The organism is Luteimonas sp. A478 (genome assembly GCF_054052025.1).
Genome location: NZ_JBSVRF010000001.1, coordinates 196,776 through 222,625, shown reverse-complemented (window position 1 = coordinate 222,625; position 25,850 = coordinate 196,776). Strand labels below are relative to the sequence as shown.

Below are 25,850 nucleotides of genomic sequence, written 5' to 3'. Positions count from 1 at the left end.
CCGCACCGGGTCCGAAGCCTCGCGGCGCGATTGATGTCACGCGGCTTCGCGCGCATGGCGCGCTCCTACAGGGGTTCCCGAAGCCTCGCGGCGCGATCAATGTCACGCGGTTTCGCGCGCGTGGCGCGCTCCTACGGGGGTTCCCGAAGCCTCGCGGCGCGGATTGGTGTCACGCGGTTTCGCGCGCGTGGCGTGCTCCTACTGGGTGGCCTTCCAGTAGCCGGTGGCGCGGATCCAGTCCTTCGGGACGTTCCGCTGCTCGGTCAGGGAAATCCGCATGCGACGGGCGCGGGCGGATTCGCAGGCGATCCACCAGAAGGTGTCGCCTTCGGGCGCAAGACCCGCGAGGGCCTCTTCCAGCAGGGTGCTGCTGGCCGGGGTAGCGCCGTTGCGGGGCAGCCAGGTGATATCGGCGTCCGCCTGGGTAACAAGCTGCTGGCGGTCGGCGTCTTCCGGGATCTCGATCAGGGCGGTGGCCTTTTGCCCGGCCGGCATTTCTTCCAGCCAACGGGCGATGGCGGGCAGCGCGCTTTCATCGGCCACCATCACGTAATGCTCGAAGTCAGGCGCCACCACGAACGAGCCGCGCGGGCCGCCGAATGCCAGCGGGTCACCGGGCTTTGCATTGCCCGCCCAGTTGCTGGCCGCGCCGTCGCCATGCAGCACGAAATCGATCGCCAGGGTACCGGCCGCCGTGTCGTAGTGGCGCGGGGTGTAGTCACGCGCGGGCGAAGGCGTCTTGCCCTCCGGGAACACCGGACCGTTGGGGCCGGCTGTAGGGGTGACGAATTCGCCTTCCGCGTTGGGGAAGAACACCTTGATGTGATCATCCGGAGACGCGCTGTGGAAGCCTTCCAGTTCCGGGCCGCCTACGACGATGCGGCGCATGTGCGGGGTGAGGTCGATCACCTCGCGCACTTCAACGCGGCGGAACACGAGGGGATGGCGAACGGTGCGGCTTTCGTGCTGGGTCATGGGGTGGGATCCATAGTGGAGATGTCGGTGGCGGCGCGGCGCAGGATCGCGGCGACGGCGGTGGTGCGGGCGCTGTCCCACTGCCCTTCGTGGCGGGACAGGGCCTGCTTGAGCGCCTCCATGCCGTCCCGCACCGGGGGGGGAACACCGACCTTGAGCAGGACCCGGGCGCTGTGCTCGGTGCGCAGGCGTGCCTGGACGATGGCTTCGGCGTTGGCGTCGATCCACGCCCGGCCCTGGGCGGTGAGCTCATGCAGCCGGCGCACGCCGTCCCTGCGGCTGCTCACCAGGCCGTCGGCCTGCAGCTGGGACAACGTGGGATACAGGGCGCCGGCGCTGGGCTGATAGTGGCCGCGGAAAATCCCGGAGATCAGCTGGATCAGCTCGTAACCGTGCCGGGGCCGGGATTGCAGCAGGCCCAGCAGCAGCAGGCGCAGGTCGCCGTGGGCGAGCACATGCGGCGTGCGCTGGCGCCGGGGACGCGGCTGGCTGGCGGCTTTGTCGAGCGTGGTTTGTGGCATAGGCAGGCGCTGGGGAGCGGCCGGAAACCGCGGCAGGCACAAAAAGATACATCTTTTAATGGCAAAAAGCTATATCTAATTGCCCGCCATGCGCCCTTGCCCGGCTTGTCCGCCACGCGGAACCGCTTGGAGAACGGCGCGCTCCCCGGCAATCCCCCCGGGGAGCGCGCCGTGGCCATCGTCAACCTATCGGCTGATCTTCTTGAAGGCGGTGAAGCCGAGGATGAAGAGCACGACCGCGATGATGATGGCGGCCCAGAACAGGAATTTGGCGATGCCCATGGCGGCGCCGGCCATGCCGGTGAAGCCGACGGCACCGGCGATCAGGCCGATGATGGCGAAAATGATGGCCCACTTGATCATGCGAAAGCTCCCTGGTGACGGACCGACCTGCGCGGCCGGCAACGGTTTCCAGTGTCGCGACAGGGATGTGGGCTGCAGGTGATGGCGGGCGCGTGGGGTGGAGTATCGCGGGCGTGGGGGCGCGGCCCCGGACTACGCGGTGCGCTGGCGGACCGCTTCGAACAGGGCGATGCCGGTGGCGACCGAGACGTTGAGGCTCTCGAAGCCACCGGGCATGGGAATGTTGACCAGGTGGTCGCAATGCTCGCGGGTGAGGCGGCGCATGCCGTCGCCCTCGCCGCCCAGCACCAGGGCCACGTTGCCGGTCAGGTCGGCCTTGTAGATGGCGGTGGTGGCATCGCCGGCCAGGCCGTGGATCCAGACGCCCTGCTTCTGCAGCTCGCGCAGGGTGCGGGCCAGGTTGGTCACCCGCACCACGGGGATGGTGTCGGCGGCGCCGGCGGAGGTCTTGCGCACGGTGGCGTTGACCTGCACGGCCTTGTCCTTGGGGATCACCACGGCGGTGGCGCCGGCGGCGGCGGCGCTGCGCAGGCAGGCGCCGAGGTTGTGCGGGTCCTGGATGCCGTCGAGCACCAGCACCAGCGCCTTGCCTTCGGCGGCTTCCACCAGCTCGCTTAGATCATTCTCGTCCCAGGTCTTCGCTGCCGCATAGCGTGCGGCAACGCCCTGGTGACGCAGGCCGCCGGCCACGCCATCCAGCGCCTGCTGGGTGACGCGGCGCACGTCGATGTCCTTGCGCTGGGCGTCGGATTCGATCTCGGCGATGCGCGGGTTCTTGGCACCGGCCTCGACCAGCACTTCGCGTACGTGTTCGGCGTCGTGTTCGATGGCGGCGGCAACGGCATTGATGCCGGCGATCCAGGCGTTCTGTTTGCTCATCCGCGAATTGTATCCCCATGTAGGAGCGCGCCACGCGCGCGTGGCGCGCTCCTACGGACGGGGCCGAGGCACAGCGGTGTTGGAACGATAGGCAGGCCAAGGCCGACGCGGGAGCCCGCGTCGGCCTCAGGTCAGTACGCTTTTTTCTGGCGCTTGGCGGGCTTGCCGCGTTCTACCAGGTCCTTGGGCGGCTTCGGGCCCTTCTTGCCCTGCGGCTCGCCCTCTTCCACCAGGGCGAAGTCGATCTTGCGCTCCTCCAGGCTGGCCTTGAGCACGCGCACGCGGGCGCGGTCGCCGAGGCGGTATTCGCGGCCGCGGCGGTCGCCGCTGAGGGTGCGGCGGATCGGATCGAAGCGGTAGAAGTCGTGCGGCAGCTGGGTCACGTGGACCAGGCCGTTGACCTTGGATTCGTCCAGCTCGATGAACAGTCCGAAGCTGGTGACGCCGCTGATCACGCCGTCAAACTCGCCGCCCACGTGCTCTTCCATCCACGCCGCGCGGTAACGATCGTCGACCTCGCGCGAGGCCTCGTCGGCACGCCGACCCTTCTCCGAGCTCTGCAGCGCCAGGCCGACCATTTCGCGATTGGTGTACTTGAAGCTGTGCGGCTTCTTGCCCGACAGCGCGTGCTTGATGGCCCGGTGCACCAGCAGGTCCGGGTAGCGGCGGATCGGCGAGGTGAAGTGAGCGTAGTGGTCCAGCGCCAGGCCGAAGTGACCGATGTTCTCCACCGAGTACACCGCCAGGCTCTGACTGCGCAGCAGCACGGATTCCAGCAGCGTGCCCTCGGGGCGCTCGCGCACGCGGTTGAGCAGCGCGGTGAAATCCTTCGGCCGCACCTTGGCCCACGTCGGCAGGCGCAGCTGGAATTCCTTGAGGAACTCCAGCAGGTCCAGGTACTTGGATTCGGGCGGCTTGTCGTGGATGCGGTATGGGGCCGGAATCTCGGTGTCGAGCAGGAACTTCGCCGCCTCCACGTTGGCTGCGATCATGCATTCCTCGATCAGCTTGTGGGCATCGTTGCGCACCAGCATGCCGGCCCGCACCACCTCGCCGGTGTTGTCCAGCTCGAAGCGCACCTCGGAGGTCTCGAATTCAATCGCGCCACGCTTCTGCCGCGCGCGCGCCAGCACCTTGTACAGCTTGTGCAGGTCACGTACCTGAGGCAGTACCGCACCCAGATCCTTCTGCGTCTGCGGATCTTCCTCGCCCACCGCGTCCCAGACCTGGGTGTAGGTCAGGCGCGCGTGCGAGTGCATCACCGCCTCGTAGAACTCGGACTCGTGCACGGTGCCGTCGCGGCCAACGCGCATGTCGCACACGAAGCACAGCCGGTCGACCTTGGGCTTGAGCGAGCAGATGCCGTTGGACAGGGTCTCGGGCAGCATCGGGATCACGAAGCCGGGGAAGTACACGCTGGTGGCGCGCAGCTGGGCTTCATCGTCCAGCGGCTGCTCCGGACGCACGTAGTGCGACACATCGGCGATGGCCACGATCAGGCGGAAGCCGTCACGATCGGCCTCACACCACACGGCATCGTCGAAGTCCTTGGCGTCCTCGCCGTCGATGGTCACCAGCGGCAGGTTGCGGATATCCCGCCGGCCACTGATATCGGCCTGGGACACTTCCACCGGCACCGCCGCGGCTTCGTCCAGGACTTCCTGCGGGAACTCATAGGGAAGGCCGTGGCCGTGGATGGCGGCTTCGACCACCAGCGACGGCTTGAGCACATCGCCCAGCACCGACAGCACGCGCCCGATCGGCGGGCGATGGGTATCCGGGGCATGCATGATTTCGCATACCACCAACTGGCCGTTTTCTGCGTTGTTGCGCTGATCCTGCGGGATCTGCACGTTGCGCAGGATCCGCTTGTCATCCGGCACGACAAAGCCGATGCCGGACTCCACATTGAAACGGCCGAGCAGGCGCGTGGCGCGACGCTCGAGCACTTCCACGATCACGCCTTCGCGGCGCCCGCGCGAGTCCACGCCGGACACGCTGGCCATCACCCGATCGCCGTGCATTGCCTTGCGCATTTCATACGGCGGCAGGAACAGGTCGTCGCCCGCGCCGGTGTCGGGACGCATGAAGCCGAAGCCGTCGGGGTTGGCAATCACCGTGCCGGCGATCAGCTCAACTTCACCGGCAGGCACGTGGCCGCCGCGGCGGTTACGCAGCAGCTGGCCATCGCGAACCATGGCGCCGAGGCGCTTTTCCAGCGCGTCGAAGCGGTCCGGCGCGGTGAGCCCGAGGATGTCGGCGATCTCCTCCGACTTGCGCGGGCCGTCGGCATCGGAAAGCGCTTGCAGGATCGCCTCGCGGCTGGGGATGGGGTTGGCATAACGGCCGGCCTCGCGCTCGGCGTGGGGGTCGTGAAAACCGCCTTTACCGCCGCGCGGCTGCGCAGCCGCCTGGGCTTTGCCGGAGCCGCCAGTTGCCGGCTTGCCGCCGGGGCCGGTGGCCGCGGACTCGGGCATCCAGGGCGGAAGCTTCTTGCCGCCGGAGCGCTTGGCGCCCGCCTTGGAACGTGGACCGCCGCCGGCGCTGCCGGGGGATTTGGTGCCGCGGCCGCTGCCGCGCTTGCTTGGTGGTTTTGACATTGGGCGGATGTTACACGTGAGCCGTTCAGGCCGGGGTGATCGCGTGTTGACATGAAGCCGGACAAGTGCCCACAAAAAAAGCCCCGCTTTCGCGAGGCTTTGTAATTTGTCGGGACCGGTAGTGCCCCGAAGTTTGACTCGTTGGTGCCCAGAAGAGGACTCGAACCTCCACAGGGTTGCCCCCGCTAGCACCTGAAGCTAGTGCGTCTACCAATTCCGCCACCTGGGCGAGTCAAGCCATGTATATTGCCGCCGCTTTCAGGGGTTGTCAACGCTTGAATGGCGGATCGAACCCGGGTCGTCGGTGAACAGCCCATCCACGCCTGCAGCAGTGAACGCAGCTGCTTCTGCACGGGCTCCCGCCATGCAGCGTGTGGCCGGCCCACCCTCGCAACGCAGCGCCGGTGGCAGGAAGTGATTCTCCGGCCGCAGCGTCCACACATGCACCGCCAACCCGGCGGCGTGGGCAGCCGGAACCAGCGGTGTGGGATCGGCCAGCGCGCCTTCTGCGGTCACCGGCAGCACGTAGCGCAGGTGCGGGGCCAGCACATCGGCGTAGGCGGCAATTTCCGCCAGGCCTTGGGGAGTGAGCATGCTCAGGTATGGCACCGGCATGCCCGCCTCCACCAGATCCTGTGGCGAGGAATCCGGTGCCCCCAGCAGCTGCACCAGGAACACGTTGTCCAGGCCGGCGGCATCCAGCAGCGCGCGCAGGCGCTTGAGATTGCCGACTTCAAACGACTGCACGCCGAACGGCGCGCGGCGCGCGTATTCGTGGCGGGCCAACGTTTCCATCAGCGCCGCTTCCGGATCCAGCCCGCGGGCGTGCAGGTGGGTGGAATGCTTGATCTCCGGGACGATGCCGATGATGCGTCCGTGGCGGTTTGACGCCTCTGCGGCCAGTTCCACGATCTCGTCCAGCGTGGGCACGGTGTAGCGCCCATCGTGCGCGCTGCCGCGCAGTTCCGGCAGCCGCTCCACGGCGCGCAGCTGGCGCAGCTCTTCAAGGTCGAAGTCCTCGGCAAACCAGCCGTCCATCTCCGCCCCGTCCACGCTGCGGCGGGCGCGGCGGTCGGCGAACTCCGGGCGGCTGGTCACGTCGGTGGTGTCGCCCAGCCCGCTTTCGTGCCGCGACACCAGCACGCCGTCGCGGGTCATGACCAGGTCGGGCTCGATGAAGTCCGCACCGTCCTCGATCGCCCGCGCGTAAGCCGCGAGCGTGTGCTCGGGCAGCAGCGCGCTGGCGCCGCGGTGGGCGATGACGGCCGGACCGCCCTCGCCCGCCCGGATCGCAGCGTGCACGGTGGGAACCAGGCGGCTGGGATCATGCTCGGCGTGGGCGATCGACATGGCCACCAAGCATAGCGCCGCCAGTCCCACGCGCAGCTCAGAAACGGTACGCAAAGCGGACTCCGTAAGTGCGCGGGGCGCCCGGGATGTAGGTGGGGATGCCGAACAGCGCGCCGGTGTTGCCTGCATCGATCAGGTACTCCTCGTCGGCCAGGTTCTGGGCGTAGGCCTGCAGGTCCCAGCCGTTGGCCAGGGCCACGCCCAGATTGAGGTTCAACAGCCCGTACGCATCCTGTTCGATGCCCGGGGTGTTGTCATCCTCGAAGTAGACCTGCGAGCGCCAGGTGTAGCTGGGGCGCAGGTAGGCGCTGTGGCCGGCGCCAAACGGGACGCGCCAATCCATGCCAAGGGCCACGGTGTGCTCGGGGGTGAGGCGGAAGCGGTTGCCGGCCAGCGCCTGCGGGTTGCCGTTGTCGTCGACGGCGTTGAAGCCGGCGTCGATCCAGCCGTAGTTGAAGAAGCCGCTGAAGGTATCGGTGAAGCGGTTGATGAGTGCCACTTCGACGCCCATGGCATGGGCGTTGCCGCCGTCGGCGGTGATGAAGAACGGCGGCGGGTTGGGGTTCTCCACCTGCGCCTGGAAGTTGCTGTAGTCGTAGTAGAAGGCGGCCGCGTCGTAGAGGAAGCGGCCGCTGTTGGCTTCGCCCTTCAGGCCCAGTTCGTAGCTCCACACGATCTCGGCGTCGATCACCTCGGCACCGTCGCCATCCACCTGGACCACGCTGGGCCGGCGCCCGCGCGACACGCTGGCATAGCCGTTGAGCTGGTCGCTGAAGCGATAGCTGGCTACGGCGCGGCCGACCACCGAGCTGAAATCGTCCGACGCGCTGATGCGCCCGGCCGTGGGCGCAAACATGGCGTTGGGGAACGCCACGCTGTCCGGGAAGCTGGGCAGGAACAGGCCCATCACGCTCGGCGCGCCGTGGAAGTCGGATTGATAGCCCGAGGTGACCTTTTCTTGCGTGTAGCGCATGCCCAGGGTCAGATCCAGGCGGTCGGTGACCGACCAGGTGCCATCGGCGAATACTTCCAGCGCGCGCACGTCGCCGTGGTTGGAATATTCCTCGGTGTGCATGGGCTTGAGCGGCAGGACCGGCGGCAGGCCGAGCATCTGCTGCAGCGCCGGCGGCACTTCGATGAAGGCAAGGCTGGTGTTGGGCGTACCGTCCGGGTTGAGCACCGGCACCACCGGCAGGCCGCCTCCGGTCATCCCCGATACCAGCGGCGAGAGCAGCGCGTAGAGGCTGCGCTCGTCGGTGCTCAGGGGCACGCGCTGCGAGTTGGATTCATCGAACCAGCTGCCGCCGAGGAAGCCGCGGAAATTGCCGCCACCGTCGTAGTTGAAGCGCACTTCCTGGCTGAACTGACGGCCTTCGGCGATCTCGGCGAACTCCAGCAGGTAGGCCTGGGAACCGTCGCCATCGAACTCTTCGTGGGAATCGAAATCCCGCCAGCCGGTGATGGTCGACAGGGTCCAGTCGTCGTTGAGGTGGAAGTCGCCGAGCAGGGTCGCGCCGCGGACGGTGCGGTCCAGGCCCAGATCCTCACCGCGGGTGAGGTCGGCGGGCGAGTTGTAGAAGTCGGTGCTGCCGCCGCGGGTAGGAATGTTGCCGCTGCGGAACGCGGTGCCCGGCGGGGTGTCTTTCTGGTAGTTGAGGATCAGGTCCAGCCCGGACCATTGGCCCAGGTCCAGCCGGAAGGCGGCACGCACGGCCTGGGTATCGCGGCCGTTGAGGTCGCCGCCAGAGAGGTTGTCGACGGCGCCGTCGCGGGCGTGGTGGAACACCGCCACCCGGCCGTACAGGCTGTCTTCGACCAGCGGCGTATTGATGTGCCCGCTGAAGTAGGTCTCGCCCAGGTTGCCGAAGCCACCGCGGACCGAGCCGCCGAACTCGTTGCGGGCCTTGTTCTGGATCAGGTGCACCGCGCCGATCTGCGCGCCACGCCCGAACAGCGTGCCCTGCGGACCGCGCAGCACTTCCACCCGCTCCATGTCGAACATTTCCACCACCGAGCCGCGCGAACGGCTGATGGAGACTCCATCCTGGAACACCGATACCCGCGGCTCGACCGTGGCATCGCCGCTGTCGGAGGTGATACCGCGGATCACAAAGCCCGGGTTGTTGGGGCTCTGCACCTGGGTCTGCAGGCCGGGCACGTAGCCGCCCAGCTGCTCGAAGCCGTCGATGCCCATGTTTTCCATGAACTCGCCGGAGAACGCGGTGATCGCGATCGGCACGTCCTGCACCTGCTGCTCGCGCTTCTGCGCGGTGACCACCATGCGGTCCAGCAGAACGGCCTCGCCCTGCGGGGCCGGATCCTGTGCGTGGCTGGTGCCGGCGACGGCCGCCAGGGCCAACGCCAGCGACAGCGCCCTGCGGGCCGGCCAGCCCGCGCCAGGCGCGCACCGGGAATGGAGAGAGTGGCGCACGGCGGCGCCCACGCGTGAAGTTCGCAGCATCGTCTTTTGCCCTGTATGGACGGATCCCCGCGACGCCGGTGTTCCGGCGCCTGTCCCGGGAGCCTCCCACCCGCGGGTTGCAGGGTGATGACGCCGCCGCCGTAGCGCGATGAGCGCAAGGGGCGCGGGGACAACCGCTGATGCGGTGACCCCGGCAGGCGCGATCAGCGGGCGGCCATTTCCCGCAGCCGCACGGGATCGCGCAGCTCGATATGGTGGGGATGCTCAAAGTAGAGCGTCCCCTCCTGCTTCAGGCGGCTGAAACTGCGGCTCACCGTTTCAATGGTCAGCCCGAGATGGTCCGCGATGTCGGCCCGGGTCATGGGCAGGTCCACGTGGTTCTCGCGGCCACCACGGCGATACTGGCGTGAGCTGAGGTCCAGCAGGAACACCGACAGCCGCTCCACCGGCGTCATCCGCGCCAGGGTCATCTGGTACGAGCGGGTGACATCCAGCTCGCCGCAGGCGCGATCGAACAGGTTCTTCTCGAATTCCGGATAGCGCTCGCACAGGCTGCGCACGCCGGCGTTGCTGAAGGCGCACAGGGTGGATTCGGTCACCGCCTCCACCGTGCCGCGGTAGTGCGTGGCGTTGCTGAATCCGATGAAATCCCCTGGTAGCAGGAATGCAGCCACGAACCGCCGGCCATCCGGAAGCAGGCGCGTGTTGCGCATCATTCCGCTGACCACGGTGTGCACTTCCTTGCGCGGATCACCCTCGCGGGCCAGGACGCCCCCCGCAGGCAGGCGGATCTGGCCGCCCATCTCCTCCAGCGTCTGGGCCTCTTCCACCGGAATGACCGAGCAGGCTGCAAGCTCGCGGGCAACGCAGCCGGCGCAGTCGCCACGCATGCGTTTGCGATGCACACAGCCGCTGGAGCGGTCAACGGTGACCGGCTCAGCGGATGGCGCTTCTGGACTGGGCTGGCTGGAGGTCATCGGGGTGCTCCTGAACAGCGACCATGATACAGGGCCACCTCCGGACCGCGTCATTTTCCGGGATCCGTCGACCGTCGACTTGCGGCCGCCCTTGGGATGTAATCCCAGGCTGGTCCAGGCCGGTGGCTGCCGATGCGGTTCAACCCTGTTTTCGTTTCCTTCCCCGCTGCGGCAGTCGTTATTTTTGCATTGGCAACGACCGCTCCTGTTTCTCAGGCTTCCGGCCTCTCCGCCACGAACACCTGGCCGGCCACCCTGGAAGCCGACGTACGGGCCTTCCATGCAGCGCTCGGGGATCGCCATCCGGGGCCGGTTGACCCGGAAAACCCGGATTTCCGCCGGCATCTGGACGAAGCACTGGAGCAAACGCTGGAACGGGTCCCGGACGCCCGCGACTACGGCGCTTACTGGTGGGCGCTGCGCGAATTCCGGGCCTCGTTCAACGATGGTCACGTGCAGCTGGGTCAAACCGGGACGGCGCCGCCGCTGACCATGCGCTGGCCGGGTTTCCTGGCCGGCCAGCGCGACGGCCACCACGAGGTGATGGTGCGCCTGGACGAAGCCGGCCTTCCGGTTGAAGGTGCGCGCCTGGTTGATTGCGAAGGCGTCGCCGCCAACGACATGGCCGAAGCAAGACTGGGCCGGTTTTACGGCCGCTGGCAGCTTGCCGCCCAGCGCAAGGCGCTGTCCGGACGGCTGTTCCTGGACCAGGGCAACCCGTGGCTGGCATCCCCGCGGGAGTGCCGGTTCGAACGCAATGGACAGGTCGATACGGTGCAGCTGCAGTGGCGGGCGCTGGGAGAAGGCGAGGCATCGACGATGCTGGCTGCGATGCGCGGCGCGCCGCCGTCAAACACCGGAATCCGCCGCGTGGACGATGGCAACCTGCTGTGGATCTCCATGGCCGGCTTCAATGCGGATCCCGCATCGGAGGACCACGTCCTGCTGACAGCGCTGCTCGGGCAGCTGGAGGACGGCGCCCTGGTGTCCGCGGCACAGCGCGTGGTGCTGGACGTGCGCGGCAACAGCGGTGGTTCCTCGCACTGGAGCCGGGAGATCGCCTCGCGGATGTGGGGCGACGCGGCGATGGAAGCGGTCGCGGGCGGCTCGCATGCGGTCGACTGGCGGGTGTCGGAACGCAACCTGGCGGACATCCGCAGCTTTCGGGACATGCTGCTGGCGCAGGAGTCCCCGGATCCGGAGATGCTGCGCTGGAGCGGGATCATCCTGGACGGAATGACCGCGGCCCTGGAACGGGGCGAGGCGCTGTGGCGCCAGCCGAAAGCAGTCGACGAACCGGCGGACGAACCGGCGCCCGACCGCCCGCGCCGCCTGCGCGCGAACGCGGAGGTGATCGTGCTGACCGATTCGTCCTGCGCTTCGGCCTGCCTGGATGCACTTGACCTGTGGCTGCCCCTGGGCGCCATCCACGCCGGCGCCGAAACCTCGGCGGACACGGTGTACATGGAGGTCGGCGGCCAGAAGCTGCCCAGCGGCCTGTCGCGGATCGGCCTGCCGATGAAGGTCTACCGGGGTCGCCCCCGCGGCATCAACCAGCCCTATGTGCCCGTCTACCCGTTTCCGGGCCCGATGGGTGAGGCCGCCCTCGAGGCCTGGATCCGCTCCCTGCCTCCATCCGGCACAGGCTCCTGAGCCGCTGGCCGTGGCGTCGGTCAGGTCGCTGCATCCGAAGCCCCACCGGACGAAGGAATTCACGCGGTTTCGCGCGCATGGCGCGCTCCTACACGGGGTTGGTTATCGGCGTTGCCCGAACCCCCGTAGAATTCACCTCCCCCCATCCGTGCAGTCACGATGACCGATCCAGTCCGCACCTCCTTCCACGGCTTCGAGCAGATCCCGCTGCGCGAGTACGCCGAGCGCGCCTATCTCGACTACTCCATGTACGTGGTGCTCGACCGCGCCCTGCCCTTCATCGGCGACGGCCTGAAGCCGGTACAGCGGCGGATCATCTTCGCCATGAGCGAGCTGAGCCTGGGCGCCGGGGCGAAGCCGAAGAAGTCGGCGCGGACCATTGGTGACGTAATCGGCAAGTACCACCCGCACGGCGACAGCGCCGCCTACGAGGCGATGGTGCTGATGGCCCAGCCGTTCTCCTACCGCTACCCGCTGGTGGACGGCCAGGGCAACTTCGGCTCCAGCGACGATCCCAAGTCGTTCGCGGCCATGCGCTACACCGAGTCGCGCCTGACCCCGATCGCGGAGATGCTGCTGTCCGAGCTGGGCCACGGCACGGTGGACTGGACCCCGAACTTCGACGGCACCCTGCAGGAGCCGGGCTGGATGCCGGCCCGCCTGCCGCACCTGCTGCTCAACGGGACCACGGGTATCGCCGTGGGCATGGCCACCGACGTGCCGCCGCACAACCTGCGCGAGGTGGTCTCGGCCTGTATCCGCCTGCTGGATGATCCGGATGCCACCGTGGCCGACCTGTGCGAGCACGTGCGCGGCCCGGACTACCCCACCACCGCCGAAATCATCACCCCGCTGGCCGACCTGCAGTCCATCTACGAAACCGGCACCGGCTCCATCCGGGCCCGGGGTACGTGGGTGAAGGAAGGCCAGAACATCGTGGTGGATGCCCTGCCCCACCAGGTGTCACCGAGCAAGGTAATCGAGCAGATTGCCGCGCAGATGCGGGCCAAGAAGCTGCCGTGGCTGGAAGACATCCGCGACGAGTCCGACCATGCCAACCCGACCCGGGTGGTGCTGGTGCCGCGCTCGAACCGGGTGGACGCCGAGCAGCTGATGGGCCACTTGTTCGCCACCACCGATCTTGAGCGCAACTATCGCGCGAACTTCAACGTGATCGGCCTGGATGGCCGCCCGCAGGTGAAAAACCTGCGGATGCTGCTGACCGAATGGCTGCAGTTCCGCACGGTCACGGTGACCCGGCGCCTGGAGCACCGGCTGGAAAAGGTCGAGCGTCGCCTGCACCTGCTGGAAGGCCTGCTTGCCGCGTTCCTCAACCTGGACGAGGTGATCCACATCATCCGCACCGAGGATGAGCCCAAGCCGGTGCTGAAGGCGCGCTTCGAGCTGAGTGACGACCAGGTGGATTACATCCTGGAAACCAGGCTGCGCCAGCTGGCGCGGCTTGAGGAAATGAAGATCCGCGGCGAGCAGGACGAACTGGCCAAGGAGCGCGATCAGCTGGCCACCACCCTGGGCAGCAAAGCCAAGCTGAAGGCGCTGATCAAGAAAGAGCTGCTGGCCGATGCTGAGAAGCACGGCGACGACCGTCGCTCGCCGCTGGTGGCGCGCGGCGCCGCCCAGGCGCTGGACGAGACCGATCTGGTGCCGAACGAGCCGGTCACCATCGTCATGAGCAGGAAGGGCTGGGTACGCGCGGCCAAGGGCCACGAGGTGGATCCGGCGTCCATGTCCTACCGGGAGGGCGACCAGCTGCAGGCCGCCGCCCGCGGGCGCAGCAACCAGGCAGTGGCGTTCCTGGATTCCAACGGGCGCAGCTATTCCACGCTGGCCCACACGCTGCCTTCTGCACGCGGCAATGGCGAGCCGCTGACCGGGCGTTTTTCACCGGCAGCCGGCGCTTCGTTCCAGGCGCTGGTCAGCGGCGAAGCGGATGCCCGCTTCGTGCTGGCCTCTTCGCTCGGCTACGGCTTTGTCACCCGGTTTGCGAACCTGGTGGGCCGGCAGAAAGCCGGTAAAGCGATGCTGACGGTTTCCGAAGGCGCCGCCGTGCTGCAACCGGTGGCGGTGGACGATGTGGAAACGGACCGGATCGTGGCCGTGACCAGCGCCGGTCACTTGCTGGCGTTCGCCGTGGCGGAGCTGCCGGAACTGGAGCGGGGCCGCGGCAACAAGATCATCGACATTCCACGTGCCAAACGCGGAACCGAACAGGTGATTGCGGTGGCCGTAGTACCCCCCACGGGCACGCTGCAGGTCCATTCCCGCCAGCGCATCATGAGCCTGTCATTCAAGGACCTTGAGACCTACCTCGGCACCCGCGCCTCCCGCGGCGGCCTGCTGCCGCGCGGCTGGCAGAATGTGGAAGGCCTGTCGGTGGAGGCCTGAGTGTCTATGGATGCCTGATTTTGCATCCACTGATGACCGCCTCTTCTGTAGGAGCGCGCCATGCGCGCGAAGCCGCGTGACATTGGGCATTGGGACGTGGCTTCGGCCACCTCGCAACGACCGACGCCCGCCATGCCGCCACGATTCACGCGGCTTCGCGCGCATGGCGCGCTCCTACAACATGGCGCGCTCCTACAACGGAGGTGTGGATTTTGGAACCTGATTTCTGGCACGAACGCTGGCAGGACGGGCGGATCGGCTTCCACCAGGATCGGCCGCTGCCGCTGCTGTGCAAGCACTGGCCGACGCTGGAATTGGCCCCCGGTAGCCGGGTGTTCGTGCCGCTGTGCGGCAAGTCCGTGGACATGGCCTGGCTGGCCGAACGCGGCCATCGGGTGCTGGGCGTGGAGTTGTCGGAGCTGGCGGTACGGCAGTTCTTCGACGAACGCGGGCTGACGCCTGCGACGCGCGAAAGCAGCTTCGGGATCCACTACAGCGCCGGTCCGTACGAACTGATCTACGGCGACGCGTTCGCCCTTGACGCTGAAGTGCTGGCCGATTGCTCAGCGGTGTACGACCGCGCCGCCCTGATCGCCCTGCCGCCGGACATGCGCGCGCGTTATGCCGATACGGCCTGGCGCCGCCTGCCAGCCAGCTGCGACGGGCTGCTCATCACCTTGGAATATCCGCAAGCCCAGAAAGACGGTCCGCCGTTTTCGGTGGAGGAAGCAGAGGTATGCCGGCTGCTGGAGCCGGAATGGGATGTTTCCACGCTTGAGCGGCGCGACATCCTCGCCGATGAACCCCGCTTCCACGAGGCCGGCGTCACTGCCCTCCACACCACCGTCTACCGCACGCGCCGTCGCTGACGAGCAGCGTCATGGACGCCGTTGTTCCCCGTGATGGACGTCGTTGACCCGCCACATGCCGGAACCATGTAGGAGCGCGCCATGCGCGCGAAACCGCGTGAATCGTGGCGGCATGGTGGGCGTCGGTCGTTGCGAGGTGGCCGAAGCCACGTTCCAATGCCCAATGTCACGCGGCTTCGCGCGCATGGCGCGCTCCTACGGGCAACCCAGCTCCCGGCAGGCCGCCACGCCGGGCGATCACTCGTGGCCGGAGTCGTCGCCCATGCGCTTCTGCTGGTAGTTCTGCATGCCGACCATCTCGATCAGGCGCAACTGCTTTTCCAGCCAGTACGTGTGGTCTTCCTCGGTGTCGACCTGCTGCTTGACCAGGATTTCGCGGGTCACGTAATCACTATGCTTCTCGCACAGGGCAATGCCCTTGGCGAGGTTCTCGCGCACGCTGTACTCCAGGTCCAGGTCCTTGCGTAGCATTTCCTCGAGGGTCCCGCCCGGCTCGATCGGATCGGGGCGCATGTCCGGTTCGCCTTCCAGGAACAGGATCCGGCGCAGGATCGCATCCGCGTGCTCGGTTTCCTCTTCCATCTCGTGGTTGATGCGCTCGTAGAGCTCATTCAGCCCCAGGTCTTCGTAGCGGCGCGAGTGCAGGAAATACTGGTCGCGCGCGGCCAGCTCGCCGCGCAGCAGGAAGTTGAGGTAGTCGACGACTTCAGAATTACCCTTCATCGCGGGCTCCTTGGGATGTGGCGGGGGACCCACAGTATGCCGCTCCTCCGGCGCCGGTGCCGGGATGAGAAGCAGTTGCCTTTCGTCTCCCGTGCACCGCTCAGCCGGCCATCACCCCCACGATCACCGCGTTGGCGATGTCGATGAAAAACCCGCACACCAGCGGCACGATCACGAACGCCCGCGGCGCGGCGCCGTATTCGCGGGTCACTGCGGTCATGTTGGCCATGGCGGTCGCGGTGGAGCCCAGCGCGATGCCGCCGAACGCCGCGCTGACCACCGCCGACTCGTAATCCCCGCCCATCGCCTTGAACACCACGAACACCGAGAACAGCACCACCAGGGTGATCTGCACCAGCATGGCCACCGTCATGAAGCCCAGAAGAGGCTCGAGCACCCAGAGCTGCAGCCCCATCAGCGCCATCACCAGGAACAGCCCCAGGCTGATGTCGGAGATCAGCGCGATCCCGGGCTGCATCGTCTCCAGCTTCCACATGCGTCGGCCGTTGGGCGCGAACAGGTCGCCCAGCAGCCGCAGCAGGATGCCGGCCATGAGCGCGCCGACGAACCCCGGCAGCAGCATCCCCGCCTCGCTGATCAGGTGGCTGATGCCGTGGCCCAGCATCAGCGCGATGTTCAGCCAGAACAGCGCCAGCAGCACGCCGGTGTAGTCGAGCGTCGCGCGCGACTCGTCGCCGTAGAGCGTGCCGACCTCCAGGTCCGCATCGGCCGAAGGCATCACCGGGTGGCGCTTGATCAGCCAGCCGGCGATCGGCCCGCCGACCACGCAGGCGGCAATCATGCCGACCATGTTCGAGGCCAGCCCAATCTCCCCGGCATTGGCAATTCCCAGCTCGTCGACGAAGTGCGGGGTCCAGGCAACGGTGGTGCCCACGCCGCCGGTGAGCGAGATCGAGCCCACCATCAGCCCGGCCCGCAGGTCCATGCCGAACAGTCCCGCCAGCCCCATGCCCACCAGGTTCTGGAACACGATGTAGAAGCCCGCCAGTGCCAGCAGCACCACCAGCTTCCAGCCACCCTTGCGCAGCGAGGCGACGTTGGAGTTCAGCCCCAGGGCGGCGAAGAAATACATCAGGAACATGTCGCGCGCGCCGAGCTCGAAGTTCACCTCCATGCCCATGCCGTAATACAGCGCACACACCACCGCTGCGCACAGCACCCCGCCCACCACCGGCTCGGGGATGCTGTAGCGACGCAGGGTAGCGACGCGGGCCGACAGGCCCTTGCCGACGAACAGCAGCAGGATCGCCAGGGTCACGCTTGGCAGCGCCTCCACCATGGTGACCTGCGGCAAGGCGGCGATGCCCGGGATGCGGGCCACGGCACTTTCGATCATGCGGCGTGCGTATATCGTTGTGGTGGAGGGATCCCCGACTGTACTGCAGGCCACCTGCGTGATCGCTGCATCCTGGCGGTGTAAGGTGCGCGCTCCTCCTTCAGCCGGTCCGCTCCATGCGCAAGTGGTTGCCACGAATCGCCGTCCTGTTGACTGCCCTGGTGCTGCTGGCATTGCTGGTGGTCTGGCTCGGTCTGCGCGCCAGCCTGCCAACGCTGGAGGGTGGGCACGCCCTGCCCGGCCTCGCCGCCCCGGTGCAGGTGCAGCGCGACGCGCTGGGCATCGCAACCATCGATGCCTCCAGCTCCACCGATGCCGCGCGCGCGCTCGGCTATGTGCACGCGCAGGAGCGCTGGTTCGAGATGGACCTGCTGCGGCGCAGCTCGGCCGGCGAACTGTCGGCGCTGTTCGGCCCGCTGGCGCTGGATGCCGACCGCAAAGCGCGACGCCACCGGCTGCGGGCGCGGATCGAAGCGGACCTGGAGGCCATTGCCGGCGAACACATGCCGCAGCTGCAGGCCTACGCGGAAGGCGCCAATGCCGGCCTGGCCGGGCTCGGCACGCGGCCCTGGCCCTACCTGCTGCTGCGCCAGCAGCCGGAACCGTGGACGCCGGTGGATTCGATCCTGGCCGGCTATGCGATGTACTTCGACCTGCAGGGCGGCACCAACCGGCGCGAACTGCTGTGGTGGAAGATGGCCCCGCACCTGCCCCCGGCGCTGCGGGAACTGCTGGCCCACGACGGCAGCGAATGGGACGCGCCGCTGATGGGCGAAGCGCGCGGCAACGCGGTGCTGCCCGGCCCGCGCGAAGTGGACCTGCGCCGGCTGCCCGTGCCCGACGCCGGCGCACCCGCCGCCCTGTCCGACACCGGCACGCCGGGCAGCAACAACTTCGCCGTGGGCGGTGCGCTGACCGCCGATGGCCGCGCCATCGTTGCCGATGACATGCACCTGGGCCTGGGCGCGCCCAACATCTGGTTCCGGGCGCGGCTGCGCTGGCCGGATGAGCACGCGTCGCAAGGTCAGGTGGACGTGTCCGGCTTCACCCTGCCGGGCCTGCCGGCGGTGATCGTGGGCAGCAATGGTCACGTGGCGTGGGGCTTCACCAACAGCTATGGCGACTACATGGACTGGCGGCTGGACACCCCGTGCGCCAACGGGGAGCCTGCCGAGGACTGCGAGCCGGTGACGCGACACCTGGAGACCATCACCGTGTCGGGTGGCGATGAAGTGACGCTGGAGGTTCGCGAAACGGCGTGGGGTCCGGTGATGGAAACGCTGGATGACGGCCGCGCGCTCAGCCTGCGCTGGGTGGCGCACCTGCCGGGCGCGATCAACCTCGGCCTGGTGGAACTGGCCAGGGCCGGTGATCTGGATGAAGCGCTGGTTGCGGCGGATCGTATCGCCGTTCCCACCCAGAACCTGGTGATCGGCGACAAGAACGGCCGCATCGCCTGGCGCCTGCTGGGACCGCTGCCGGTACGTGATGCCGGGTGTCCGCAACGCCTGCCGCTTTCAACGGGCACCTCCATGGATGGCATCGCTTCGGCGGCCTGCAGCCCATGGAACATCGCCACGGACCGATCCCCTTCCATCGTGGAGCCGGCCGATCACCGGCTGTGGACCGCCAACGCGCGGGTAGTGGACGGCGGGGCACTGGCCCTGGTGGGCGACGGCGGCTACGCCTTCGGCGCCCGCCAGCAGCAGATCCGCGACCTGCTGCTGGCCGGCGACACGTTCACCGAACAGGACCTGCTGGCGATCCAGCTGGACATGCGGGCGCTGGTGCTTGATCGCTGGTGGCGCCTGCTCGACGGCCTGCCGCCACACGATGACGCACCCGCCCTGCTGGAGCTGGCCACCGCGGCTTCGGGCTGGAATGCACGTGCGGAAACGGATTCGGTCAGCTACCGCATCGTGCGCGCCTGGCGCTTGGCCGTGCATGCCCGGATCGCCGATGCGCTGACCGCCCCAGCGCAGGTGGCGCTGGGCGACGACTTCACCATGCCGGACCTGCCACAGCTGGAAGGCATTGCCTGGCCCCTGGTGACGGAGCAGCCGATGCACCTGCTGTCTCCGCGCTTCGTCAGCTGGCACGCGTTGTTCGAGGATGCCGCGCGCGAGGTGCGCGACGGGCTGGCGGCGCAGGGGCCGCTGGACAAGCGCAGCTGGGGTGAGCGCAACACCGCGCGCATCTGCCATCCGCTGGCCGCGGCGGTACCGCTGGTCGGTCGCCGGATGCTGTGCATGCCGGCCCAGGCGCTGCCGGGCGACGGCATGATGCCGCGGGTGCAGGGACCGTCGTTCGGAGCGTCGCAGCGGATGGTGGTGGCACCGGGACACGAGGAAGACGGCATCGCCCACATGCCCGGCGGCCAGAGCGGCCACCCGTTGTCGCCGTTCTGGGGCGCCGGCCACGACGACTGGGTCCACGGTCGCCCCACCCCGTTCCTCCCCGGCCCCGCCAAATACACCCTGACCCTGCACCCGTAGGTCGGCCCTACGCGGCCGACGCGGGGAATGTACGGGTCCCGGACGAAATCGCGAATCCATGGGGCACCTGGGTCCGCGGACTCCCCCCGTAGGAGCGCGCCACGCGCGCGAAACCGCGTGACATCAATCCGCGCCGCGTGGCGCCGGTCAGATCACCCGGTCCGACGCTTCCCCGCGACCCCGGATTCACGCGGCTTCGCGCGCATGGCGCGCTCCTACATTAAACAGGCGTCGCGGACATTCAGGTGGCGCGGACATTCAACAGGCGCGGCGGACATCTAATACGCGGCGGCGTGGACACCGGCGATGGCGCGCCCTGAAGGATCGGCAGAGCCATCAAAGGCGGCATCCCACGCGATCGCGGTGCTGCTGGAACACGCAATGGACTTACCGCCGGGGACCGTTTCCGCCGCGGCGCGGGTCGGGAAGCACTGCTCGAACAGGGTCCGATACCAGTACGCCTCCTTGCTCGCCGGCGGATTGACCGGGAAGCGCCGATGCGCCGCTGCCAGCTCGCGGTCGCTCACCCGCGTTTCCGCATGCGCCTTCAACCCATCGATCCAACCGTAGCCGACGCCGTCGCTGAACTGCTCCTTCTGCCGCCACAGGATCTCCGGCGGCAGATAGCCCTCGAACGCCTGCCGCAGCAACCCCTTCTCCATCCGCTGCGGACCGTTCGACTGCCCGTGGACCATCTTCTGCGCCGCGTCCATGCGCATGGCGACGTCGAGGAACTCGAGGTCCAGGAACGGCACCCGCGCCTCCACCCCCCAGGCCATCATCGACTTGTTGGCGCGCAGGCAATCGTAGTTGTGCAGGGCGTCGAGCTTGCGCACCGTTTCTTCGTGGAACTGGCCCGCGTCGGGCGCCTTGTGGAAATAGAGGTACCCGCCGAAGGCCTCGTCACTGCCCTCGCCCGAGAGCACCATCTTCACTCCCATCGCCTTGATCCGCCGCGCCAGCAGGTACATCGGCGTGGAGGCGCGGATGCTGGTGACGTCGTAGGTTTCGATGTGGCGGATCACGTCGGGCAGCGCGTCCAGACCTTCCTGGAAGGTGTATTCGAAGCCGTGGTGCACGGTATCGATTGACTTGGCAGCCACCTCCGCCGCCGCGAGGTCGGGCGAGCCCTCCAGGCCAATCGCGAACGAATGCAGGCGCGGCCACCAGGCTTCGGAATTGTCGTTGTCCTCGATCCGGCGGCGAGCGAAGCGCGAGGCCACCGCAGCCACCAGCGACGAATCCAGACCGCCGGAAAGCAGCACCCCATAGGGTACGTCGCTCATCAGCTGCCGGTGCACGGCGGCCTCGAACGCTTCGCGCAGCTCGTCCGGCGAGACGTGCACGCCCTGCACGGCGCCGTAGTCGCGCCAGGGGCGATCGTAGTAGCGGCACAGTTCACCGCTGGCGCTGTCGTACCAGTGACCGGGTGGGAACTGGGCCACATCGGCGCAGGTATCCACCAGCGCCTTCATCTCTGACGCCACGCGCAGCCGGCCTTCCCGATCGTGGCCCCAGTACAGCGGCACTACGCCGATCGGGTCGCGGGCAATGATCGACCGCCCCCGCTCCCGATCCCACAGGGCGAAGGCAAAGATGCCGTTGAGGCGGTCGAGGAACGCGCCGGGCTCGCTTTCGCGGTAAAGCGCGTTGATCACCTCGCAGTCGGAAGCGGTCTGGAAGGAATAGTCCGCGCGCAGCTCGGCCTTGAGTTCGCGGTGGTTGTAGACCTCACCGTTCACCGCCAACACCAGGTTGCCGTCGGCGGATTTCAGCGGCTGCGCGCCACCCGCCGGATCCACGATGGCCAGCCGCTCGTGGACCAGGATCGCGCCCTCATCCACATGTACCCCGCTCCAGTCCGGCCCGCGGTGGCGCTGGCGCTGCGAGCATTCCAGCGCATGGCGGCGCAGGCCGGCGATGTCGTCGCCCGGCTGCAGGTCGAATATCGAGAAGATCGAACACATTGAGATGGGGTCCTTGGCTATGGAGGGATACGCATAGCCCTCCCGGCTCAGGACAGAAGCCGCGTTTTGCAGGTATGAAAAACCCGCATCGGCGGCCGCCCCGGGTTTCCTGATGCCCGGGCGTGCCCCAATCCAGCATGTCGCCCTGGAATCCCTCACCCCCGGCGGCGCCTCTTCGTAGGAGCGCGCCATGCGCGCGAAGCCGCGTGACGTTGATCAGGGCGACGCTGCGCCGGGCATGTCGTTCTGCCCGAAGCTGACCCGCGAACCGCAATTCACGCGGCTTCGCGCGCATGGCGCGCTCCTACAGAGGCTTGCGTTCGCTCGTCACCGTGGCATCTCCATGTTGGCAGCGCAGGTGCCGGACCTACAGCAGGCGGCTAATCAGTGCCTGGTAGAGGTCCGGCAGGGCTTCCAGGTCAGCGACGCGGATGTTTTCGTCGACCTGGTGGATGCTGGCGTTGACCGGGCCGATTTCGATGCACTGGGCACCCAGGGGGGCAATGAAGCGGGCGTCGGAGGTGCCGCCGCCGGTGCTTTCCTCGGGCGCGGCACCGGCGAACTCCGTCAGCACTTCACGTGCGGCGGCGCGCAGCGGGCCTTCCGGGGTGAAGAACGGTTCGCCGCTGCGGTGCCAGCGCAGATCGTGGTCCAGGCCGCGGGCCGCCAGCAGCGCTTCGACTTCCGCCTCCAGCCTTGCCGCGTCCCAATGCGGGTTGTAGCGCAGGTTGAACGTGGCCTGCAGCTCACCCGGAATGACGTTGTCGGCGCCAGTCCCGGCGTGCACGTCGCTGATCTGCAGGCTGGTGGGCGGGAAGGTCTCGTAGCCGGCGTCCCATTCGCGTGCGGCCAGTTCGGCCAGCGCCGGGGCCGCCTGATGGATGGGGTTGCGGGCCTTGTCCGGATAGGCGACGTGGCCCTGCACGCCACGCACGGTCAGATAACCGGTGAGGGAGCCGCGCCGGCCCACTCGCACCAGGTCGCCCAGCTTCTCCTGCGAGGACGGCTCGCCGGTGATGCACCAGTCGATGCGCTGGCCGCGCTCGCGGAAGGTTTCGGCCACACGGCGCACGCCGTCGATGGCTTCGCCCTCCTCGTCAGAAGTGAGCAGCAGGGCCAGGGTGCCCTTGTGGTCCGGATGCTCGGCCACGAAACGCTCGGCGGCGACCACGAACGCGGCCACTCCGCTCTTCATGTCGGCGGCCCCTCGGCCGTAGAGCACACCGTCGCGGATTTCCGGTTTGAAGGGATCGCTGGTCCAGGCCTCTACCGGTCCCGTTGGCACGACGTCGGTGTGGCCGAGCAGCACGAGGACCGGGCCCCCGCCGCTGCCGTGGGTGGCCCAGAGATTGTCGACGTGGCCGTAGCGCAGGTGTTCGCAGGCGAAGCCGGCACGTTGCAGGCGCCCGGCAATCAGGGGCTGGCAGCCGGCGTCGTCCGGCGTCACCGACGGACGGGAAATGAGGTCTTTCAGCAGTTCGAGGACGTCAGACATGTACAGGTTCCTTGTAGGAGCGCGCCATGCGCGCGATGCCGCGTGACACACGGCCCGGCGCGGGGCTTCCGTCACCGGGGTGGGTCCGGAGACACCCCGCGACGCTTGAATTCACGCGGCATCGCGCGCATGGCGCGCTCCTACGGGGGAGACGCCGGGAGGTCGCACGTGGCGCGCTGGTCAGGTGATGTTGAAGCGCTCCTTGAAGCCGTTGTCGGAGAAGCGCTGGGTGACGTTGCCGTCGTCGGTCACTACTACCGGGCGGCGGATCAGCTGCGGGTACTCGCGCAGCAGCAGCTTCCACTCGGCATCGCTGGATGCGCCCTTGCGGTTGTCGGGCAGCTCGCGCCAGGTGGTGGATGACTTGTTGACCATGGCTTCAAAGCCGCCAAGCTTTCCGGCCCATTCGACCAGCGTTTCCGGGGTGGGCTTGTTGTCGCGGTAGTCAACGAATTCATGCTCGACGCCGAAGCGGTCCAGCCATTTGCGGGCCTTGCGGCAGGTGTCGCAGTTCTTCAATCCGTAGATCGTTGTCACGGGGTTCTCCAGCAGTTCGATACCCCATTGTAGGAGGGTGTGGCTGCTGTCCTTGCCTGCCGCCCTGGGGGAAACTATGCGCATGACCACCTCCCTCAAGCTGTACCAGCGCCTGGTCAAGGCGGATCGTTCGAACCAGGAGCAGGGGCAGCAGTTGGCCACCGCCCGCAACGGCCTGCGCCAGGTGGCCGCAAGCACCCTGCAGGCCGTTGGCGACCAGGTGGTCAATGCAAAGACCGTGCTGCCGTGGCTGTTCGCCTCGCTGGGCGTGCCTGCGGTGCTGATCGGCCTGCTGGTGCCGATCCGCGAGTCGGGTTCCATGCTCCCGCAGGCAGCGCTCACGCCGTGGATCAAGCGCCTGCGCCCGCGGCGCTCGGCCTGGATCGCCGGCGCGGTTGGCCAGGCGATTGCGACCGCGCTGATGGCGTTCGCGGCGGCGGCGATGAAGGGGACCGCGGCGGGGGTGTTGATCCTGGGCGCGCTGGCGCTGTTCGCGCTGTCACGCTCGCTCTGCTCGCTGGCCGGCAAGGACGTCATGGGCGACACCGTGCCCAGGGGCGAACGCGGCCAGATCAACGGCGTCAGCACGATGCTGTCCGGCGCGCTTGCGGTCACTCTTGGCCTGGCGATCCGCATGTTTGGCGGCGACGACATCTCTCCGCTGGTGCTGGCGGCGCTTCTGGCCGTGGCCGCACTGGCGTGGGTGCTGGCCGCGGTGGTCTACGCAGGCGTGCGTGAGCCGGACGCCGCGGTGCCGGCCACGGCCGATGACGGGCATGCGGGCTGGGTCCGTGCATCCTGGCGGCTGCTGCGCGAGGACCGGCCATTCCGCCGTTTCGTCTTCGCCCGCACCCTGCTGCTGGTCTCCGCGCTCAGCCCGCCGTTCGTGGTGGCGATGGCCGCGGGCGTTGGCGGCGTTGGGCTGGGGGGGCTGGGGCCGTTCGTGATCGCCCAGGGACTGGCCAGCCTGGTAGGCGGCAAGCCGTTCGGCAGGCTGGCAGACCGGTCATCGCGGCAATTGATGAGCTGGGGCGCCGGCATTGCTTCGGCGGTGCTGCTGGTGTTCCTGGCGGTGCTGGCGGTACCGGGCATGGGCGCGCAATGGTGGCTGTATCCGGTGGTGTACCTGCTGCTGGTCCTGGTCCATACCGCGGTACGGGTGGCGCGCAAGACCTACGTGGTGGACATGGCCGAAGGCGACCGCCGCACCGAGTACGTGGCCGTTGCCAACACCGCCATGGGCGCGCTGCTGCTGGTGATCGGCGGGCTGTCGGGTGCGCTGGCCGCGTTGGGGCCGGAGGTTGCGCTGGTGTTCCTGGCGGTGCTGGGGCTGGCCGGCGTGCTGGTGGGGCGCAGTTTGCCGGAGGTCAGCCGCGCAGCTACGCGAGCCCGCGGAGCAGTTCGTTGACGGAGGTCTTGGCGCGGGTGCGGTCGTCGACCTGCTTGACGATCACGGCGCAGTAGAGGGAATGGCTGCCGTCTTCGGCCGGCAGGGAGCCGGCGACGACCACGCTGCCGGGCGGCACGTAGCCATAGCTGACCTCGCCGGTGGCGCGGTTGTAGATGCGGGTGCTCTGGCCGAGGAACACGCCCATGCCGATCACGCTGTTGCGGCCCACGACCACGCCTTCCACCACTTCCGAGCGCGCGCCGATGAAGCAGTTGTCCTCGATGATCGTCGGCGAGGCCTGCAGCGGTTCAAGCACGCCGCCAATGCCCGCGCCACCGGAGATGTGGCAGTGCTCGCCGATCTGGGCACAGGAGCCCACGGTGGCCCAGGTATCAACCATGGTGCCTTCGCCCACATAGGCGCCGATGTTGATGAAGCTCGGCATCAGCACCACGTCGCGCCCCAGGTGGCTGCCGCGACGGGCCACGGCGCCGGGCACCACGCGCACACCCAGTTTGCGGAACTCGGCCTCGTCGAAGCCGGCGAAACGCGCCTCGATCTTGTCCCAGAACGGCGCGGGCCAGGATTCAACCAGGGACATCTCGTTGATGCGGAAATACAGCAGCACCGCCTTCTTCAGCCACTCGTTGACCTGCCAGCCGTGCGTGCCCTCGCCGGGCTCGGCCACCCGCAGATAGCCGGCTTCCAGGCCAACCAGGGCGTGCTCCACCGCTGGCCGCACGCTGCCTTCGATCTCCTCGGGGATCAGCGCGGTGCGCCGGGTGAATGCGGACTCGATGGTATGGCGGATGCCGGAGACGGTGTCGTCGGAAAAGTCGTAATGGGTCATGGGGGTCGTCTGGAATGTCAA

At 68.0% G+C, this 25,850-nt stretch carries 19 protein-coding genes and 1 tRNA gene; 5 read left to right on the top strand and 15 right to left on the bottom strand.

Features of this window, described 5'->3' with window-relative positions:
* Positions 1-198: 198 nt before the first annotated feature.
* From ACW7G3_RS01085 to ACW7G3_RS01045, 9 genes are all read right to left on the bottom strand, one after another.
* Positions 199-975: a siderophore-interacting protein gene (locus ACW7G3_RS01085; protein ID WP_456971693.1), complete on the bottom strand. Its 777-nt coding sequence runs from the start codon at positions 973-975 to the stop codon at positions 199-201.
* Positions 972-1,496 carry a PadR family transcriptional regulator gene (locus ACW7G3_RS01080; RefSeq protein ID WP_456971691.1) on the bottom strand — a complete coding sequence of 175 codons (525 nt, stop codon included), beginning with the start codon at positions 1,494-1,496 and terminating at the stop codon, positions 972-974. The genes ACW7G3_RS01085 and ACW7G3_RS01080 overlap by 4 nt, the downstream gene beginning before the upstream one ends.
* A gap of 186 nt (positions 1,497-1,682) precedes the next feature.
* Entirely contained in the window at positions 1,683-1,859 is a 177-nt protein-coding gene (locus ACW7G3_RS01075) for a DUF1328 domain-containing protein (RefSeq protein ID WP_343259324.1), read from the bottom strand.
* A 132-nt stretch (positions 1,860-1,991) separates the two neighbouring features.
* Positions 1,992-2,738, bottom strand: a complete 747-nt coding sequence (gene rlmB / locus ACW7G3_RS01070; protein WP_456971688.1) for a 23S rRNA (guanosine(2251)-2'-O)-methyltransferase RlmB — start codon at positions 2,736-2,738, stop codon at positions 1,992-1,994.
* 131 nt (positions 2,739-2,869) lie between these two features.
* Positions 2,870-5,338 carry a ribonuclease R gene (gene rnr, locus ACW7G3_RS01065; RefSeq protein ID WP_456971686.1) on the bottom strand — a complete coding sequence of 823 codons (2,469 nt, stop codon included), beginning with the start codon at positions 5,336-5,338 and terminating at the stop codon, positions 2,870-2,872.
* A 142-nt stretch (positions 5,339-5,480) separates the two neighbouring features.
* A tRNA-Leu gene (locus tag ACW7G3_RS01060) sits at positions 5,481-5,567 on the bottom strand.
* A 29-nt stretch (positions 5,568-5,596) separates the two neighbouring features.
* The gene (locus ACW7G3_RS01055; RefSeq protein WP_456980675.1) at positions 5,597-6,742 is read right to left on the bottom strand and encodes a glycerophosphodiester phosphodiesterase family protein; all 1,146 of its coding nucleotides are present in this window, start codon (positions 6,740-6,742) and stop codon (positions 5,597-5,599) included.
* Positions 6,726-9,149, bottom strand: coding sequence for a TonB-dependent receptor (locus ACW7G3_RS01050; RefSeq protein WP_456980673.1), 2,424 nt, complete (start codon positions 9,147-9,149; stop codon positions 6,726-6,728). Before ACW7G3_RS01050 ends, ACW7G3_RS01055 begins: the two co-directional genes overlap by 17 nt.
* Before the next feature lie 164 nt (positions 9,150-9,313).
* Complete coding sequence (locus tag ACW7G3_RS01045) at positions 9,314-10,087, bottom strand: Crp/Fnr family transcriptional regulator (RefSeq protein WP_456980672.1); 774 nt, start codon at positions 10,085-10,087, stop codon at positions 9,314-9,316.
* A gap of 189 nt (positions 10,088-10,276) precedes the next feature.
* On the opposite strand from ACW7G3_RS01045, the gene ACW7G3_RS01040 reads away from it, so the two are divergent.
* From ACW7G3_RS01040 to ACW7G3_RS01030, 3 genes are all read left to right on the top strand, one after another.
* Positions 10,277-11,740, top strand: a complete 1,464-nt coding sequence (locus tag ACW7G3_RS01040) for a hypothetical protein (RefSeq protein ID WP_456980671.1) — start codon at positions 10,277-10,279, stop codon at positions 11,738-11,740.
* Between the two features lie 159 nt (positions 11,741-11,899).
* The gene (gene parC, locus ACW7G3_RS01035; RefSeq protein ID WP_456980670.1) at positions 11,900-14,146 is read left to right on the top strand and encodes a DNA topoisomerase IV subunit A; all 2,247 of its coding nucleotides are present in this window, start codon (positions 11,900-11,902) and stop codon (positions 14,144-14,146) included.
* 212 nt (positions 14,147-14,358) lie between these two features.
* Positions 14,359-15,015, top strand: a complete 657-nt coding sequence (locus tag ACW7G3_RS01030) for a thiopurine S-methyltransferase (RefSeq protein WP_456980668.1) — start codon at positions 14,359-14,361, stop codon at positions 15,013-15,015.
* Between the two features lie 237 nt (positions 15,016-15,252).
* Here ACW7G3_RS01030 and bfr read toward each other — a convergent pair whose 3' ends face one another.
* On the bottom strand, positions 15,253-15,738 hold the full coding sequence (bfr, locus tag ACW7G3_RS01025) for a bacterioferritin (protein ID WP_456971672.1): 486 nt from the start codon (positions 15,736-15,738) through the stop codon (positions 15,253-15,255).
* 100 nt (positions 15,739-15,838) lie between these two features.
* Positions 15,839-17,095 (bottom strand): sodium/glutamate symporter, encoded by a 1,257-nt coding sequence (gltS, locus tag ACW7G3_RS01020; RefSeq protein WP_456980667.1) that lies wholly within the window; start codon positions 17,093-17,095, stop codon positions 15,839-15,841.
* Between the two features lie 116 nt (positions 17,096-17,211).
* Between gltS and ACW7G3_RS01015 the strand changes: the two genes are divergently transcribed.
* Positions 17,212-19,590: a penicillin acylase family protein gene (locus ACW7G3_RS01015; RefSeq protein ID WP_456980666.1), complete on the top strand. Its 2,379-nt coding sequence runs from the start codon at positions 17,212-17,214 to the stop codon at positions 19,588-19,590.
* 278 nt (positions 19,591-19,868) lie between these two features.
* Here the strand turns inward: ACW7G3_RS01015 and asnB are convergent, their stop codons facing one another.
* The 3 genes from asnB to ACW7G3_RS01000 all read right to left on the bottom strand — a co-directional run bounded on the left by asnB (position 19,869) and on the right by ACW7G3_RS01000 (position 23,589).
* Entirely contained in the window at positions 19,869-21,557 is a 1,689-nt protein-coding gene (asnB, locus tag ACW7G3_RS01010) for an asparagine synthase B (RefSeq protein ID WP_456980665.1), read from the bottom strand.
* A 367-nt stretch (positions 21,558-21,924) separates the two neighbouring features.
* A complete protein-coding gene (dapE, locus tag ACW7G3_RS01005) occupies positions 21,925-23,052 on the bottom strand; it encodes a succinyl-diaminopimelate desuccinylase (protein WP_456980664.1) in 1,128 nt (375 codons plus the stop codon).
* A 180-nt stretch (positions 23,053-23,232) separates the two neighbouring features.
* The gene (locus tag ACW7G3_RS01000; RefSeq protein WP_456981125.1) at positions 23,233-23,589 is read right to left on the bottom strand and encodes a Spx/MgsR family RNA polymerase-binding regulatory protein; all 357 of its coding nucleotides are present in this window, start codon (positions 23,587-23,589) and stop codon (positions 23,233-23,235) included.
* Positions 23,590-23,671: 82 nt separating this feature from the next.
* Here ACW7G3_RS01000 and ACW7G3_RS00995 point away from each other — a divergent pair, with 82 nt between their 5' ends.
* A complete protein-coding gene (locus ACW7G3_RS00995) occupies positions 23,672-24,997 on the top strand; it encodes an MFS transporter (protein WP_456980663.1) in 1,326 nt (441 codons plus the stop codon).
* Here ACW7G3_RS00995 and dapD read toward each other — a convergent pair.
* On the bottom strand, positions 24,969-25,829 hold the full coding sequence (gene dapD / locus ACW7G3_RS00990) for a 2,3,4,5-tetrahydropyridine-2,6-dicarboxylate N-succinyltransferase (protein WP_456980662.1): 861 nt from the start codon (positions 25,827-25,829) through the stop codon (positions 24,969-24,971). The genes ACW7G3_RS00995 and dapD overlap by 29 nt on opposite strands.
* Between the last annotated feature and the right edge of the window lie 21 nt (positions 25,830-25,850).